Source organism: Winogradskyella algicola (assembly GCF_005869935.1).
GTDB lineage: Bacteria > Bacteroidota > Bacteroidia > Flavobacteriales > Flavobacteriaceae > Winogradskyella > Winogradskyella algicola.
On the sequence record NZ_SZQF01000001.1, the window covers coordinates 813,310 to 831,125 of the forward strand.

Annotated in this window: 12 protein-coding genes; 8 read left to right on the forward strand and 4 right to left on the reverse strand. The window is 33.6% G+C overall.

Annotation, left to right across the window (positions count from 1 at the left end):
- Window positions 1-7: 7 nt before the first annotated feature.
- From FC091_RS03590 to FC091_RS03605, 4 genes are all read left to right on the forward strand, one after another.
- Window positions 8-721 (forward strand): LytR/AlgR family response regulator transcription factor, encoded by a 714-nt coding sequence (locus tag FC091_RS03590; RefSeq protein ID WP_138432899.1) that lies wholly within the window; start codon window positions 8-10, stop codon window positions 719-721.
- Window positions 722-1,364: 643 nt separating this feature from the next.
- Window positions 1,365-3,968: a DUF6923 family protein gene (locus tag FC091_RS03595; RefSeq protein WP_138432900.1), complete on the forward strand. Its 2,604-nt coding sequence runs from the start codon at window positions 1,365-1,367 to the stop codon at window positions 3,966-3,968.
- Between the two features lie 118 nt (window positions 3,969-4,086).
- Window positions 4,087-5,076 carry an energy transducer TonB gene (locus tag FC091_RS03600; RefSeq protein ID WP_138432901.1) on the forward strand — a complete coding sequence of 330 codons (990 nt, stop codon included), beginning with the start codon at window positions 4,087-4,089 and terminating at the stop codon, window positions 5,074-5,076.
- Window positions 5,073-5,504 (forward strand): hypothetical protein, encoded by a 432-nt coding sequence (locus FC091_RS03605; protein WP_138432902.1) that lies wholly within the window; start codon window positions 5,073-5,075, stop codon window positions 5,502-5,504. Before FC091_RS03600 ends, FC091_RS03605 begins: the two co-directional genes overlap by 4 nt.
- A gap of 44 nt (window positions 5,505-5,548) precedes the next feature.
- Here the strand turns inward: FC091_RS03605 and FC091_RS03610 are convergent, their stop codons facing one another.
- Window positions 5,549-7,597 (reverse strand): tetratricopeptide repeat protein, encoded by a 2,049-nt coding sequence (locus FC091_RS03610; protein ID WP_138432903.1) that lies wholly within the window; start codon window positions 7,595-7,597, stop codon window positions 5,549-5,551.
- A 93-nt stretch (window positions 7,598-7,690) separates the two neighbouring features.
- Here FC091_RS03610 and FC091_RS03615 point away from each other — a divergent pair, with 93 nt between their 5' ends.
- From FC091_RS03615 to FC091_RS03625, 3 genes are all read left to right on the forward strand, one after another.
- Window positions 7,691-8,035, forward strand: a complete 345-nt coding sequence (locus FC091_RS03615) for an STAS domain-containing protein (RefSeq protein ID WP_138432904.1) — start codon at window positions 7,691-7,693, stop codon at window positions 8,033-8,035.
- A gap of 22 nt (window positions 8,036-8,057) precedes the next feature.
- Window positions 8,058-9,317, forward strand: coding sequence for an oligosaccharide flippase family protein (locus FC091_RS03620; protein WP_138432905.1), 1,260 nt, complete (start codon window positions 8,058-8,060; stop codon window positions 9,315-9,317).
- Window positions 9,318-9,418: 101 nt separating this feature from the next.
- Window positions 9,419-10,642, forward strand: coding sequence for a glycosyltransferase (locus tag FC091_RS03625; protein WP_138432906.1), 1,224 nt, complete (start codon window positions 9,419-9,421; stop codon window positions 10,640-10,642).
- Here the strand turns inward: FC091_RS03625 and FC091_RS03630 are convergent.
- The 3 genes from FC091_RS03630 to FC091_RS03640 are packed head-to-tail and all read right to left on the reverse strand — an operon-like array spanning window position 10,632 to window position 16,445.
- Entirely contained in the window at window positions 10,632-12,149 is a 1,518-nt protein-coding gene (locus FC091_RS03630) for a cellulase family glycosylhydrolase (protein ID WP_138432907.1), read from the reverse strand. The two genes, FC091_RS03625 and FC091_RS03630, sit on opposite strands and share 11 nt — an antisense overlap.
- Entirely contained in the window at window positions 12,142-13,356 is a 1,215-nt protein-coding gene (locus FC091_RS03635; RefSeq protein WP_138432908.1) for a hypothetical protein, read from the reverse strand. The genes FC091_RS03630 and FC091_RS03635 overlap by 8 nt, the downstream gene beginning before the upstream one ends.
- Window positions 13,356-16,445 (reverse strand): hypothetical protein, encoded by a 3,090-nt coding sequence (locus FC091_RS03640; protein ID WP_138432909.1) that lies wholly within the window; start codon window positions 16,443-16,445, stop codon window positions 13,356-13,358. The genes FC091_RS03635 and FC091_RS03640 overlap by 1 nt, the downstream gene beginning before the upstream one ends.
- 183 nt (window positions 16,446-16,628) lie before the next feature.
- Between FC091_RS03640 and FC091_RS03645 the strand changes: the two genes are divergently transcribed.
- Window positions 16,629-17,813 (forward strand): response regulator, encoded by a 1,185-nt coding sequence (locus tag FC091_RS03645; RefSeq protein WP_138432910.1) that lies wholly within the window; start codon window positions 16,629-16,631, stop codon window positions 17,811-17,813.
- Window positions 17,814-17,816 lie beyond the last annotated feature (3 nt).

Below are 17,816 nucleotides of genomic sequence, written 5' to 3' on the forward strand. Positions count from 1 at the left end.
TTGTTTTATGAATTGTATTATTATTGATGATGAAGCAACTGCAAGAGCTATAATTAATCAATTATGCAGTAATGTAGATGGCTTAAATGTTTTAGAAGAGTTTCCTAATGCAATTCAGGCCATAAAGTATCTAAATCAAAACGATGTAGATCTTATTTTCTTAGATATACACATGCCAGACTTTACGGGTTTTGACTTTATAGAAACTATAAAAAACCCTCCAAAAATTGTATTGACCACCTCAGATTCTAATTTTGCAATACAAGCATTTGAGTACGATTGTATTGTAGATTATTTAGTAAAACCCATCACGCCAGAGCGGTTTAAAAAAGCTATACAAAAGGCAGAAGCAATAGCGAACACTCCTAAAAAGACCAAAAAACCTGCAGATGATGTAGAGACATCATCTGGCAATGATTTGTATGTAAATATTGATAGAAGACTCATAAAAATTGATATTCCGAGTATCTATTTGGTTGAAGCTAAGGGCGATTATATTCAAATTAAAACTGAAACAAAAAACTATACAGTCCATTCAACCTTAAAGAAAATTGAAGAAAAGCTTCCCGATAACTTGTTCTTAAAAATACATCGTTCTTACGTTATCAACGTAGATAAGATCATAGATATAGAAGATAATAGTGTTTTAATTAAAAAAGATGTCATTCCTGTGAGTCGTTCTAATCGGCCAGAATTAATGAAGCGTTTAAATCTACTTTAAACAGTGCGTCGAGCTCAAATTGTCGTTTAACGTTTCACTAGGTATAGTCATCGAATTATAAAATTTGTAAGGTGTTATTTCTTTTATCTTTAACCAAGATTCAAGAAGTAGGTTAAATATTGAATTAATAGCAGTTGAAGACAGAAGTTTTTACTTCTGTCTTTTTTTTAGCTAAAAATTTCCGCTCAGTTACCATTCGTCGACACTTATTTGCATTCTAAAGTTATATTCGTTGCATTCAACAAAAAATAGGTATTTAAAACACGCCTTAGTATTACTTTTGACAAAAGAGTCATTAAGTTTAATGGTTTTTTGGATTGATGGTAAGAATGAGGCAAAGGCGAAAGCCTTTGTCTTTTTCAAGTTTAGAAAATGATTAATAGCAATATAGCATAATAGTTAGTGATATATAACCCCTTAAGAACTGATTATTATTTAACCCTAATTACTAACTAGGTAGAAAGGCAAAAACGAAAGTTTTTTGCCTTTTTTTTTTAGATGGGTTATGCAAAAGAATTAGAAAAACCATTCGTCGAAAGTAAACTGTAAACTAACGCAATAGTTGTAGTAGTAATCGAAAACCATAAAAGTCTGGTGAATAACTGAGGTAAATTTGCTTCAGGAAACAAAAACTTCCAGATTCATGATACAATTTTACACATTTAGAAACCAACTTTTATCTTTTACTTTCTTTGCTCTGAGCTTTAGCAGTTTTGCACAAGAAGACATACCTTTTAATTGCGACTTCAATGCTTACTTATTTCAGTATAATGATGTGTATGCTGTAGATTTGGCCTCTGGTAGTTCTTATCAGGTTGCAACAGATGTTACTCCAGGTAATATAAATGGAGCAGCATACAATCCGGCAGATGGTTTTATTTGGGGCTCATTAGGATCGCCAGCAAAATCAATAGTTAGGATTGGTAAAAATTTTACAACTACAACCTATTACATAGACGAGCTGCCAAATAGCAACCGTTATATTGGTGGTATTAGTGCAGAAGGTATGTATTATCTCAAAGGAGGAGGTACAACATATTATAAAATAGATTTAGATCCTGAATCTCCAAATTACACACAGCATAATGCCACGGAAACACTGTCTCAGAGTATTAATATTCATGATTGGGCCTTTAATGCTGTAGATGGACAACTATATACAGTAGAAAAAGGGTCTAATAAATTATACAGGATTAACCCAGACAATGGTGTAGTAACTTCATTAGGTGTAGTTCCAATTTTAGATGGAAATAACTATACATATGGTGCTGTATATTTTGATGCTGATGGTCGTTTTTATGTGTCAGCAAACCAAACAGGAACCATTTATGTGATTCAAAACGTACAGACTGTCAATGCAGCTGCAGATATGGATTCTAACTTGTTTGCCTTTGGTCCATCGAGTTCTAGTAATGATGGAGCGCGTTGTCCTACAGCACCTGTTTTACAAGAAATTTGTGATAATGGTATAGATGATGATGGTGATGGTCTTATAGATTGCCAAGATCCATCATGTTCAGGATTTGGGATGTGCGATATTATTGAGCCACCAACTTCGGGTGGAAACGAAGGTGGATTAGAAAGTAACAACAGACTTTCTGAGCAAATTAATGCACGTAACTTCAACAGAGCAAAAACAGGTTACACGTTTGATAGAAGCACTGCCCCAAGAGTATCGAGAAGCTTTATGTATGCACAACGTACTTCGGACAATAGCTTCACGTTACAAGATTTTGTGCCTTTAGAAGTTATAGGAGAAACAGAAGCTATAGAATCTACACCTTCTGATCTTGTAAATATTACAAACGCTACAGAAATTTATGCTGTAGATTACATGAATAACGATACACCAATTGCTACAGTTTTAGCTCTAAAAACCGAAAACGGAGTTTACGAACACACAAAATACATTTGTGATCGTCTATTAGGAGCAGAGTTGATTTCTGTAAATACAATAACAATTAATGATCAGCCTTTTATTAAATCTATCATTAAGAATATAGATGGAACGTATGAGTTTGTTTTAAGTCTTTCGGCAAAGGTTGTAAATGAGGATTTAAATTTTGCTGTAGAAAGCCACTGGAATTTAGATCAGTACGAAAGCGATGTTACATTTTATAATTTCCAGATTTGGGCCAATACAGTAGATGATTTATATCTTTTAGGAGAAGAGGTTTTGAACTTATTAAATATTGAAAAGGAAATTTCGGAGTACAACATTTCAACTCCACCAACAGTATTTGTTAGAAAAGGACAGTATAGAAACGGAGCACTAGATCTGCAGATTATTAACACCAACGCTACAGAAACTGTAAACTTAGATGCAGGTTTTAGAACTACAGAAACCAGCGAATTTCAAAATATGAGTAATACCCTAACCTTGGGTGAGCAATACATCACTAATCTAACGGTTGAGACTGGACGTTTGTTTGATATTGGGTTTAGAATTGGTGATGGTATTGCTACGCCAGATGATTTATTTATGTCAGATGGTCCTTGGGGAGTAGACGACTCGCAGAGTGGTACAATCGTAGGGTTATACAACGTTACGGAAAACAATTACAACTTTACAGCAAACGAATTTCCAATAGAACGTAATGTAGCATTAAGAGCAACTACAAACACATATGTAGCAGCCTATAGAGCTTTAACACCGCGTTTTAAAGCAGTGGATTTGTCTGATTACAGCAGCTTAAAACTAAATGCATCTGGTACTGGTAATTTAGAAATAACATTTGTAAAAGAAAGTATTAGCAATTGGGAAGAGCAATATAAAACAACAATAGCCTTAACCAATGACGATCAGGAATTTGTGTTGCCTATATCTGATTTTATGAATAACACCGCAGATGTGCCAGTTTTAGATGATGTTGTAACCATAGTGTTTACAATGGTGTCAGAAGATGGTACAACAAGCTCTAAGATGATGAACTTAAGCAATCTAAGGTTGTCACAAGAGACAAGCTTATCTGTAGAAGAGTTTAATGCAGATGAGAATGTGCTAAGTGCATACCCAAACCCAATGACATCTAAAACCACTATAGCATTTACAATAGCGCAAAACGAAACCGTACAGTTTGTAGTATACGATCAATTAGGTAAGCAAGTTTATAATACAACGTACAATGCAATAGCAGGACACAACAGTATCACCTTTAACAGAAACAATTTAAGCACAGGCTTATACTTCTGTAAAATTATTAGTAATCAGTACAATATTAATCCCTTAAAACTGATTATTAATTAGCCCTTTTTTGATTACATAACTTAACCTACATGGTAAAAGGCAAAAGCGAAAGCTTTTGTCTTTTTGTTTTTAGTTTAATGATTATATTTAATGTGAATTAATTAAGCTATTCAAAAACATGAATAAATATCAATTAAACATTTTAGCATTAATATTTTTAGTTCCGATTTTTGCTTCAGGTCAAATACCCAAAGATCATTTTATAGATGCAGACGATTCTGTAGAACGAGGTTATAAAGTAAAACCGTTTAAGCAAGAAAAGGAAGGAATTTATCACTACGCTGTTTTATCAGAATTACCATTTGAAAATAATTGTGATTCCAACCTTTCAGAAAAAGAGCAAATCGCTTGTTCTGAAGAAACTTTAAGGGACTTTATTTATCCTAAAATCTCTTCGGAAATTAATTTTAAAGGTAATGTGTATGTTTATCTATCTGTTACTGAAACGTCAGAGGTCACAGATGTCACTGTGAGTTCATCACCCAATTCAGAGACTATTAACACACTTGTAAAAGAAGCACTTAATACTATAGACTTTAAACCTGGAAAGTTTGAAGATAATGTTGTCAAATCAAGACTTTGGACATCACTTACATTTCCTTCGTCATCAAATGAAATTTTTTCAGTGTCATTAGAAAAAATGAAAGCAGATAAAAATCCTAAGTACGAAGATTATGAGAACTTGCTTTTTGATGCTACTCAATATATTTTTTCAAATCCAGTATACCCAAAAGGAAAACAGTTTAGTTCGGCTGCACAGATTGTGGCATTTTGGATGAATAAAGATACAGGAATGGGAATCCCAATATTTGGTGAATTTTATGAAGCTTTAACCAATAAGGATAAACAACAGTTTCTTTATGTTGTAGCCATGATAAATTACGGTTTAGATCAAAAGATTAACCACAACCGCATTTTAGAATGTATCCCTCAAAAAGGCGAAAAGTATAATGAAAGAGAAGATGTAAAAGAAGTACAACTAGAAGCTGCAAAAATCTTATTAGAGTTTATTGGTAATGAGAAGAATAATGTACCAATGACTTCAAAAACAAAAAAGTATTATAAAGCTTATAAAAAAGGTAATCTTGAAGAAAAGTTATTTGAATGAATAAAACCGAATTCAAAAAACATATCCAAAAGACACTTTCGGAATTGAAGCTTTATGCTGAATTGCATGCTGGTATAGAGCTACCAGACGATTTTGAATTTGAATGGCAATTTGCTAATAAACCAAAAGCAGTTGGAAAGGAAAATGTAACTGAATTAATTGCAGAAAAAGTTTACTTGAGTGAATCTAAAATTTATCCTTGTGTAGACTTGATTGTAGAAAATATTACTGACGATAATCGGATTTTCATAAGTGGAAGAATTGCAGGCTTTGAACCAAGAGCCTTTGGAAGAGGTTGGAGTAATAGACCTGGACCCTTTATTTATGGTGTTAGCAGTAAAATATTAACTGGAAAAATAAACTGTGATTCAAGAGAATTTAAAGATATGCTTTTCGATAAAGGATTATTACATTATAAAACTGAATAAAAAGTAGTCAATTTTCTATACCTAATACTTTCTCTTCTAAAAGTTTAATTCTTCAAAAACACCCACTTAAAACGCAAGCCAACCTCAGTAAAGGTAAAACCAGCAGCAGTGGCAGAGGCAATATTACTGTGTGTGCCATATACATTAAGTAAGCTACGTTCAGAAAATTTATAACCAAAAGCACCTTGTATTCTGTATGCTGTTTGCTTTGGGTCGTCCTCTATAAACTGGTAACCAAAAGCACCTGTAAGATTGTAAAACCACTCTTTTGGTTTGGCAACAGCCTCATCTTTAATAAGGTTTACAAAAACCTCATAAGCATTAAATTTTTCTGGACTAAAGTATATTGTTGGCACTTGGTCTTTAAAGGTAATGTGTTGGTAATTTACACCAGCTTTTAATCCAGGTTTTGGTAAAATGTTATAGTATAAAGAGGTAAATAATAGATTTCTGGTGTTACTATCATTTTGTGAGGTGTGGATTAACTGCGTGTACCAACCTAAGTTAAAATTTGTACTAAGGTTGTAGTTAGCGTAGTAGTTGTTTTGCACTAGCTCTCGGTCTAAAAGGTCTGCATTAAAACTTTCTACCTGGCGCTTATAACCCAGTTCTAAGGTTTGTAGTTTAAACGTTTTTATGTTTAATGATACGTCTGCTAATAGTTGGTTGTAATCATTGTTTTCGGCTTCGGCAGAATTAAGTCCGGCAATACCTTTCAACGTTAAATTAGGGATTAACTGATATGATAATCCAAAGGACAAGTTATTTGCGCTTGCCGAAACATCAGTAACACTATTGTTGGTCGTTCGGTAGCTGTAATTTCCTAAAAGCTCTAATTTAGTTGATAATGGATATGTAACATTTGCTGAGAAGGTGTAAGCCTCGTTGTCTCCGTTATCAAAGGTGTGCGATGCTTTGGTCTCTACTGTTGGACTAAAACTAAGATCTAATTGATTAATAAAATTAGTGGCATCCTTCTGTTTGTCGTAAAACTTTAAAGTGTTTTCTGCTGAGGTATACGCTTCATCAGTTCTACCTAATGCTTTTAATACATTGGCTTTTCCTAAGTTACCATCAAAAGATGTACTGTCGTTTACAAGGATTTGATTGTAATCTTCAAGACTCTTTTTAAAGTTACTTTTATAAATGTTTAAAGTAGCACGCAAAGCTAAAACCCAATTTTCGTTAGGATATTCACCCATAAGTTGATCTATTAATTCTGAAGCTGCTTTAAATTTTTTATTCCAGATTAAAGCTTGTGCGTAGCGCTCTGTTGTTTGTTGTTTTATTGTCGCATCTGTTGAATCACTAATGCTGTTGTAAGCTTCGATACTTAATGCTAAGGCTTGTTTTTCTTTGCCTTTTAGATGAGAGACTAATGCCAAGCCTTTTAAGGCAATAATCTTTTGTCCTGGTTGTTGAGCTAAACGATTGTATATGTTTTGCGCTTCATCGTACTTTTCCCATATTAAGTATAAATTACCAAGGTTGAGCAAAGTGTCTTTGTCGTCATTAAACAGCTCTAGATTTTTATTTAAGAGTTCTTCAGCTTTTTCATAGTTCTGCCCTTGCTGATTTTGGTAAGCATAACCTAAATAGATATATTTTTTAGAAGTTAGGGCATTTGGGTTTCCTGGAGACACTTCTAAAGCTTTATTGACGTAGGTTAGAGCATCTTCGTATTCTTTTAGGTTAGAAAGCGTATTGGCAAAACCTAATAACGCGGCAAAGCTCTTAGGATCTTCGGTTACTAAACCTTTATAGTAAGACTTGGCATCTGCAAAGTTGCTGTTCCAAAGTAGAGATTCTCCGTAATTCAGTTTTACTTCAAAATCATTTGGGTAATCGTTTAGTAAATCTGAAAACAGAGCATTAGCAGCTTCAGCTTTTCCGTTTAGTCCAATAGCACGACCATAACACAAACGCGCTGTTTTGTTATTTGGGTAATCCTTTAATATGTCATTAAAGAATAGTTCGGCCTTAGCGTATTGCCCAGTTTCTAAATAGGTAAAACCTTCCTGCATATTCTGGGCAGAGAAGCTCAAAGTAAACGCTAAAAAACTAATAGTAAATAATGATTTTAAAGTTTTCATGTCTGTTGCATTTTAACTAATTGCAAGTTACGGTAAGGTAGTGCTTCATTCATCTACAGCAAATTGCCATCCGTCGAAATAGAATGCTCATACATGGAAATACGAAAGATATTTGTGTCAGAATTGAACGAACAACAATTAAAAATTTTAAAGAATATGGCACTTACAATCACAGAAAAAGACGGAGTATTTGTAGTAGAAGGTTCTATTAATGCATCAACAGCAAAACATTTTCAAAACCATTGTGAAGCTATTTTAAATGCTAATGGAGAATTAACTATTCATATAGAGAATGTAATAGAAATTGATGCTAATGGCATTAGAGCGATTGAAACATTGTATAAAGGAGCTTTAAGTCAGAATAGAGGTTTTATGGTTATAGGAAATATCAATAGAGACCTTTTTGAAGAACTGAGAGCAATTAAAACAGCAGCTTAATTTCAACCTAAAAAAACACACTATGCAAGCCTTAGCTATCCTAAAATCTAAAAAAATCACACCCGAACAACTCTTTATGCTAAGTGTTTTGGCGGTTAATGGAGGTAACTATTTGTACAACCTTATTTTGGGTCGTGTATTAGGACCTGCTCAGTTTGCAGATGCTGCCGTACTCATCACATTTTTATTGGTGTTGTCTTTTGTAGCGATGACGTTTCAATTGGTCACAGCAAAATTTTCTGTGTTGTTTGAAGGAGATACGTTTAGGAGTTTTGTTGCTAAAGTCTACAAGCAATCCTTTATTGTAGGTGTAGTTTTTGGTCTTTTAATTGTGGTTTTTGCACCACAACTACAAACGGTTTTTAATACATCATCATCAAATATGTTTGTAATATTTGGATGTGGTGTGCCGCTTTACTTTCTAATGAGTGTTAACAGAGGAACCTACCAAGGTAAAAAAGCGTTTAAAGCTTTATCTATTACTTATCAAGGTGAAATGTTAAGCCGATTGCTCATTACATTAGCTATCATTTTAATCTTCGATATTAAAGCATCTTGGGTAATTGCGTTAGGTATTTTAATATCCTTTGCGTTTGGATTGTTTCCATTTAAAACAAGTCAGATTAGATTTAGTAAGACTTTAAAATTAGAAGCAGAGCATAGCAAGCAAATAAAATGCTTCTTTTTGCTAACAGCGTTTTACGAGTTAACACAAATCATCATTAATAATAGTGACATCCTATTAGTGAAACACTATTTTGAATCTTATGAAGCTGGTTTGTATGCTTCCTTAGCTTTAATTGGTCGCATCGTATATTTTATTGCCTGGATGTTTGTAATGTTGCTATTACCAGCTGTTGTAGAACTAAAAAAGGAAGACAAAGAAACAGCATCAGTATTGTTTAAATATGTAGGCTATATTGCCATTATATCTGCAATTATAGTTATTGGTTGTGTACTTTTTCCTGAGTTAATAATAAATATACTTTTTGGTGAAGCTTACATAGATATGGCACCATTACTGTGGCAATATGCTATAGCCACATCCATGTTTGCCTTATCTAACATCTTTGCTTATTACTACTTGTCTTTAGATAAATATGTGCCTGTTGTTATCTCTGGAGTATTTGGAATGTTACAAGTTGTATTGGTTGTGTTTTACCACGATAGTTTAGATCAAGTTGTGCATATGCAAATTGTTGCAATGGCATTGCTGTTAATCATTCAGTTAGCGTTTTTTAGACTCGAAGTCGTAAGACAAAAAAGGCTTAATCTAAACTAATTTACCATTCGTCTACAGTAAATCGCAAACGGTCTAAAATCAAGCAATTTTATCCTTATAAACCTTCAAATTTGTAGTGTAATAAACAAAAACCTAGTATTATGAAATTAGCAATCGTAACAGCATATCCACCAAGTAAAGTCACTTTAAATGAGTACGCTTATCATTTGGTAAAGCAGTTCAGAAAGCATCAAGATGTTACAGAATTAATCTTGTTAACCGATAAGACAGAAGGTGCTAAAGATTTACAGTTTGAAGAAGATGGATGCAAGATTACGGTAAAAGAATGTTGGTCGTTTAACAGTTATAAAACAATTTTTTCGGTAACAAAAGCAATCAACCAAACAAAGCCAGATTCAGTATTGTTTAATCTTCAATTTATGAAGTTTGGCGATAAAAAAGTAGCAGCTGCACTAGGATTAATGTTACCGTTGGTTTGTCAGCTAAAAGGAATTCCAAATATAGTATTGCTTCATAATATTCTAGAAGAAGTAGATCTTGGAAGTGCTGGTTTTACATCAAACAAAATGATGCAAAAAATATATGGCTTTATAGGTTCTACTTTGACACGATTAATTCTAAAAGCAGATACAGTTGCTGTAACTATGCAGAAGTATGTAGATATTTTAGAAGAGAAGTATAATGCTAAAAACGTAAAATTAATACCTCACGGTACTTTTGAAATACCAGCAGAACCTGATTATTCTTTACCAGAAGGACCATTACAAATAATGACCTTCGGAAAGTTTGGAACTTATAAAAAAGTAGAAGGAATGATTGAAGCTGTAGAGAAAGTAAGACAATCTACAGGCTTAGATATGGAAGTAGTAATTGCCGGAACCGATAATCCAAATGTACCAGGATACTTAGCCAAAGTACAAGACGATTATAAACACGTGCCGCAAATAAGGTTTACAGGATACGTAGAGGAAGAAGATGTACCTGTAATTTTTAACGAAAGTGCTGTAGTTGTATTTCCTTACACATCAACGACAGGAAGTTCTGGTGTGCTGCATCAAGCAGGAAGTTATGGTAAGGCTGTGGTAATGCCAGACTTAGGAGATTTAGCATTATTAGTACAAGATGAAGGCTATGAAGGCGAATTTTTTAACCCAACAAGTGTCGATAGTTTAGCGCAAGCTATTGAGGCTATTGTAACCAATGATGCTTACAGGTTAGAGCTGGCCAAAACAAATTACAAAGCAGCAACTGCGCACCCAATGTCTCAAATTGCAGATATGTATGTGCAAACGTTTCAAACAATTATAGAGGATAAAAACCTAGATAATCCTAAATTAAATAACGCTAACGAAGTTATTCTTTAGAAGAGATATATTTAAAGGATGCTTTTTTTGCCCCATTTTTATCAATAAAACCAAAATGTTTTTGAACATTTTTTCGCCAAGGAAGTCTACCCACGACTTCCTTTGGTATTCTAGAAAAGTCATATAAAGTCCAAGACATAAATGGAATGTCTTTTTCTGCAAAAGTCGTTTGAATTTTTTTGTGGTATTCTGCTTGGTTATCTTCAGATGGTCCAAAAGGTTTCCAAAAGCCACTGTAAGACGACATGCCATACTCAGTAATAACAATAGGCTTATCTTTAATTTTAGATTTTAAACTGGTGTAGGCTTCAGATAAATCCTCAAGATTATTGTAATAGTGAAACGAAATAAAATCGAGTTTGTTTTTAAGAATTTCGCCACTTTCTACATTAGACCAACCTATAGTTACAGGATGATTACCATCTACAGATTTTACCAAATCTATCATTTTGTCAAGCCAGGCTGTAACCAAGGATTCACCTCTGGATTCAAAATCTAAATTAGGTTCGTTTTTAATGTCCCAACCTAATAACGCATCGTGATCTTTTAAGGCAGTAACTACTTTTTTTGCATGCTGCTGGGTTAAGGTCCAGTCTAAAACGGAGTAGTCTCCATAAAAATCAAACAAGGTTATGAGTACTTTAAGATCTTCTGCCTTTGCCAAATCTAAAAGCTGCTTTACTTGGTCTAACTTTGTGATATCTACATTGGCTTTGCCAAAACTTTCATAAGGGATAAAAACGCGTATACTATTGAGGTTGGCATCCTTTATAATTTTAAAATCTTTAGCAACCGTATCCGTATTAAAATTGTCTCCATACATATCCCAAGCGGTTGCTTGTGGATAATAGTTAATACCTTTTATGTCTAGTTTTAAAGTATCTTGAACGGTTTCATTTTCAAAGGGATGACTTTCTAGTTTTATCATATGCCTAATACGCCAAAACCCATCTTCTAGTAAAAAAGTAACACGATAATCAGAGATTTCGGCAACCTCAGAAATAAGATTATTGTCCTTAAAAATGCGTTTGTATTCAACAACATCATAATCTGTTAACACGGCAAGTTGACCATCTTCACTAAAAAAATCGAGCTTAGGATTGTGAGATAAGGTGGTGGCATCTATTATAGTGTTACTTTCAGTATTAAGCTGAATGATGTTATAAAGATTCTCTCTGGAGCTTTCGGTGTAATAATCAGTAATACCTTTAGTAGTGTTAGTTTTATAAGCAACGTGCTTTACATACCAAGCATCTAAATAATCGGTTTCAATCGCCTTTAAGGTTTGCTGATCCATTGGTCTGCCTTCGTTCGTCAATGGTTGCCATTGCAGTTGTGGTAGGTATTGTTCTACTTTTTTAACTTCGGTGTGTAGCATTTTGCTTCGGTCTGCACCAGTGTTGAGGTAACTATAAATGGAAGCAATGCCATAAACCACCAGACCAATGATGATAACATAAGATAGCATTAAAGCTGTACGTAATATACTCTTGTTAATATTACTCATAGGCAATGGCAGTAAAGGATTTTGTTGTTCCAGCAGCATAAAATTCAAAATTATATTGTCCTTTTGGGAAACGGTCTTTGTTTAGTTTAAAGGTTGCAAAACCTTCACGCGTTTCTTTAATTATTTTGTGGTCTAAAACATCATTTTTAAAGATTTTTAAAGTTACGTTGAGACCATCTGGCACACGTTGATTCATAAAACTTTCAATTGGTCCTACAGTTATGGTTCGCTTATCTTCAGAAAAATGAATTTCAAAATCACCAATGGCTTTTTTGTACGAAATAGCAATGATATTACTCTCTGCCATACCTTCAACATAAGCTTTTACTTCGAAATTTTCTTCATGGTCTGGATGCAGAAATTTTGCCTTGGCAATTCCATTAATCGTCAGTCCAGATGTTGATGATTTATACCCTTTAGAGTTGGTTAAATAGAAATTTACAAACGTGCCATCGCTAACTGTATTGCCGTAACGGTCTTTTAATTCTGAAGTGTTAAAAGTTGTAATCTGGTTGCCATCTGCGTATTCGTGAATTCTGCTGTAATCAATTTCAAAATTTGTTGGAATAGCAGGCACTACATTAACATCGTATTCTTTTGAATTAAGATCTAAACATGCTGTACTTATAATGATGCGACCATCTTCTTTTTCGGAATAAATGTTTTTGTAAGCAATACCATTTTTCATGATGATATTGTCTTTAAAATTTCGATCTAAGAACTGATGTTTTACAGTAACCTCAGTGCTGTCTGCCAAAGGATTATCTAGATGGTCTGTTGGTATAGAAACTAACATTGTGTAATCTGTAGCACCAGCTTCAATACTTGGAGGGCCAATATAGGTTTCAATAGCTTTTATTTTAGGTTGTGGATTAATATAAAGTGTACCTGTTTTAAGAACAGAATCATTAATCAGTTGCCAGTTTATAGTACCTGATTTATTGGCGAAATTTTGTGGTAACTGGAAACTAGTTGTTGAATTTTCTATGCTAGGTGAAACTACAATGGTTCCGTAACTATTAGCACATAATAAATAAATTGAAGCATTAGTGTTTCCCTTAAATTGCAATGAAATGTTCTCGCCAGCAACATAAGAAGTTTTTGTTGTGATTAACTCAATGTCATGGTTAGAGTCAGTTGAGTTTTGTTTGTTATTAGTGATAAAAAACAAAAGAAAAAGGACGATATAGAAATACTTAAACTGCATTAATTAGGATTCCCTATATAGGTGTTAACTTCTAGTTTTACAAATTTATAAAGTGGATGGTTTATAGGTTGTAACTCATTATCATTGTGCTTAATAATTCGGTTAGGTACAATCTTATCTGAAATATCTTCGTTTGGTAAACCGTTAACATAACAATTTTTCATATCATCATTAATTAATTTTGACACTTCTTTTTTCAAAAGAGCATATTCAAATGGACGTTGACGTTGCTGTCTTATACCATCCTTTATAAAGATATGATCTACCCAAATCAACTCTTTATTTTCGTTATAATAAGATACCAATAATTGCGGAATGGTAACTTCTTCTGTGCCACCATTAAATAGTATTCCAGATATTTTAAAATCCTCAATATTCTGAATAGAAATAGACGTGCGCTTGTACAAATCTGAACTCGATACATTACCTGCCACCTGAAGATTGAATTTTGTAGGTTGTTCTTCAAATTCTATAGGTGTAAATTCATCAGGATTAAAAGTTTTTGGAATAGAATCTTGTGTTTTAGACCATGCAATGCCTTCAAAATTTATTCTAAACGAACTTACTTCTTTTGGCATCAATTTATGCTTTACGTGGTATTTGGCGTTGTAGGTTGCTAAAAACTTGTTGTCATCGTTATATAGCGTGCCTTTAAGCACTACATCTGCCGGAACGTTATCAATGTTCTGAACTTCACCAATTAAAGCATAATGATTTTCAAACTTTACCAATTTAGCATCTAAGATTTCTAAAACAGGCTGTTTTAAAATGTCTTCGTGATGGGTTTCTTCGGTTGTAATACGTCGTCTACCTTGATTAAAATAATCAGTCGTATTCATAGAATACAATTGGTCTGGTGGTAAATCCAAATCAATATCTTCGGGTTGTAAATACCATTTACCATTAACTTTTTCGAGATATTTAAAATCGGTTTTCTTTATTTTTTCGAGAGGTGTAATCCATTCAGTATTCACTTTTATGCTTGCTAAACTGTCGTTTTCGCTTATAGTTTCGGTGGTAATGGCTTCGAGTTTAGCGTAAGAACTCAATAAACCGTCAGTAACAGAAACCTCTAACATGTATTGGTCTAATGCCATATTGCTCTTTGGGTTTATGAGGCTGTGCGCTTCTTTAAAGCGTTTAAAATCTATAGCATCATAGTATGCGATAACGGCATTCTTTGCAGAATGGTGAGAGTCATTCTTAATGTAGAATAAATAAATGCCATAAAACACAATAATTGCTACAATAACAGACCAAATATGAGTGACTCTTAGTACAAGACGTGAGAATTTATGGTAGTTGTTCTTAAAATTTAAATATACAGGTGGTGGCGAATATTTTGTTTTTAAAGCATGCACCAATAAAAATTGAACGTTGAGCACAAAAGCGACTAAAACAGTAAGAAAAGGCATAGTGCCCCAAAGAATTTTTAACCAAGTAGCTACATCCTCTTTAGGTAGTATAGATGATAATGGAGGTACATTGAGTTTTTCCCAAACCATAATACCGTTTTCTAGTTGTCTAAGACGTTGCCAACCACAGAAATAAAGGATTGGGTCGTAAAATTTATCGTTAGAGAAAATGTATTTTAGATTGTATTTCTCAGGTGTTGTTAAAAATTGTTGCAGTGAACCAATACCTTCTACACCTTTGAATTTTGAATTTTCGAGACGTTCAATAGGTCGTGTTGTAAGTTCAGGCAGTCGTCTTGCTGAATGGTAATTACCATCTACAGATAGCGCATTAGTTTGGGCAGATAACCAAGCCATTTGGTCGCCAAAACCAAGAGTCATATAACGCCATTGGTCGTGGTGATCCTGACTCAAAAAATTTACAATAGGTAGCATTTTAATTTTTTGAGGTTGTGAGGGTTTAAAATAACCAAGACTCATCGTAAAAATGGTCATAAACAAGAATAAACTAGCAAAGAGTCCGCCAGCAACTCTGTGGTACACATCTCCAAGTCGTTCTTGTATGAGTGTTTTTAAATCGCCTTCAACTAATCTGTATGCGAACTCTCCAAAAAGCGGCAAAGACATAATGGAAGCCCATAACGTAAAACGGTCTAGTGTTAAGATATTAAATGCTGTTTCACCAAGTGCAATTCTAGGAATAGGTGTTGTACCACCTGTACCTAAAATCGTTAAAATGGTTATAGACAAACCAAAAAACAAATAGCGCTTACTGTAATAGCGATAGAAAATATATGGTAATAAGATGAGTAAAACTCCCCAAGGAATTAAGAAAAAAACGAGTCCAGAAGATGTTATTTCTAAGAAATTGTCTCGAGAGCCATGCGGAATTGGAACCTGGGTAATAGGGTTGTTTTTAGAGTTTATCCAATAAGGTAAAATACAACCTACAATGATTACTAAGGATAACATTCCAAAGCTAATAATGCGTTTAAAGAGTTTAAAGAAGCTATTAAGAAATAATCTAATGGTAACTTGTTTGTAAGAGGCCACACCCTCTCGCGCATCATCCATTATTACTGTACCTATTAATGGGAAAATAAAAAAGACCATTCCAAAAATAGGTGTAACGTGGTGTGATGTTACCGTAACTGATATTAGGGATAATGAGGTGGCTAAATATCGTAGTTTACCAGTTTTTAACCAAAGATAAATTTCTGGTAGCGCATGCATTAAAACAGAAACACCAACAATACTTGGTAGCTGTCCAAAAATATGAAGCGTTTCTACGAATGATGAGGAAAATACAGCCAATATCGCAGCATAACCAGCTGCTTTTTTACTTGCAGTTATAAGGTAGGCATATCTATAGACACCAGTAATAAAAAGTGTAATAGCTATAAATGCAACGGTAAACATTCCAAACTTTAAGCCACCAATAAAAGACAAAGCTCCAATAGACTGATGTACTAAAGGAGGATAACTCATTACCGTAAAACCAGTGTACCATTTGTAGTTCCATGGTTCAAACCAGCTAGTGGCATAATGGTCTGCAAAAAATAGATGAATAAGAGCATCGTAAGTAGTCTCTAGAGTGAAAAATATAGATGTACCATGAAACACAATACCCATTAATAGGGCCGCGATTAGGTATTTATTAGAGTTTTCTTTCATCTATAATGCTGATGCTTAAATCATTTTGGTAAAGATATATAATTTCAAAGGTGGTTCTAATTTTATTCATCTTAAGTAATCTGCCATTCGTCTACACTAAATGTCTTATTAATCTAAATTAAAATTTTCAGGAGGCTTTATCCAATACTTTTGAACCGAAATTAATACCCAAAATCACAAATTATGAAAATTTTAGCCATCGACGACCAACAGTTAGTATTGCTTCCTTTAGAAAAGAGATTGAAGGAGTTAGGATACGATGTTAAAATAGAAACAGATGCTAATAAAGGATTGGCTATATACGATGATTTTAATCCAGATTTGGTTATCGTAGATTTTAACATGCCAAAAATTTCTGGATTTGATGTGGTAAACCATATTAGAATATCAAAAAATCCTGAAACACCAATTATGATTTTATCTGGTAATACACAAGATACAATTATTACAGAGGCATTTGATTTGGGTGTTACAGATTACATGAAAAAGCCATTAAGTTTAAATGAGATTTGTGCCAGAGTTAAGCGACTAATAGGTGTGCCAGAGGCAACAATAAATAAGCCTTCTGAAAATATAATGATTCAGCAACGTTGTGTTGGTGTTGTAATTCCATGTTACAATGAAGAAGAACGATTGCTAAGTGATGAGTTTTTAAAGTACATAGATCAACATACAGGCTATCATTTATGTTTTGTAAATGATGGTAGCAAAGACAGAACTTTAGAGGTTTTGCATAATCTTCAAAAGGGCAGAGAAGACTTTATTACAGTTTATGATTGTGAAAAAAATGGTGGTAAGGCAGAAGCTGTAAGGTTAGGAATGTTACACATGGCGCAAAAAAAAGATCTTGATTACATAGGGTTTTTAGACGCAGATTTATCTACCGATCTAAGAGATTTTGACGATTTGGTGAAGACAATTGAAAACTCAGATTTTAAAATTGTAAGTGGATCTCGAATTTCTAGAATGGGTGCAGACATCACCAAAGAGTCAGCACGTAAAATCATTAGCTTAACCATAAACTTTATTATAAGAAAGATTTTAAAAATGGATTTTAAAGACACGCAGTGTGGTGCTAAAATCTTTCATAAAGATGTCATTGATATTGCTTTTGGTAAAAAGTTTGTGACTCAGTGGATTTTTGATGTAGAAATCTTTAAAAGAATGTCTATTCATTTTGGTCTTAAGAAAGCAAAGGCAATGCTTTGTGAGCAACCTTTAAAGCGTTGGATCCATGCAGATGGTTCTAAGTTGTCTATGAAAGACTCGGTAAAAATTGTAATGCAATTAGCACAGATTGCATGGATTTATAGAGCTAAAAAATCAACTGGAACAATTAGTGCTTCTAAAGCTTTGGAAGCAGCATAATAA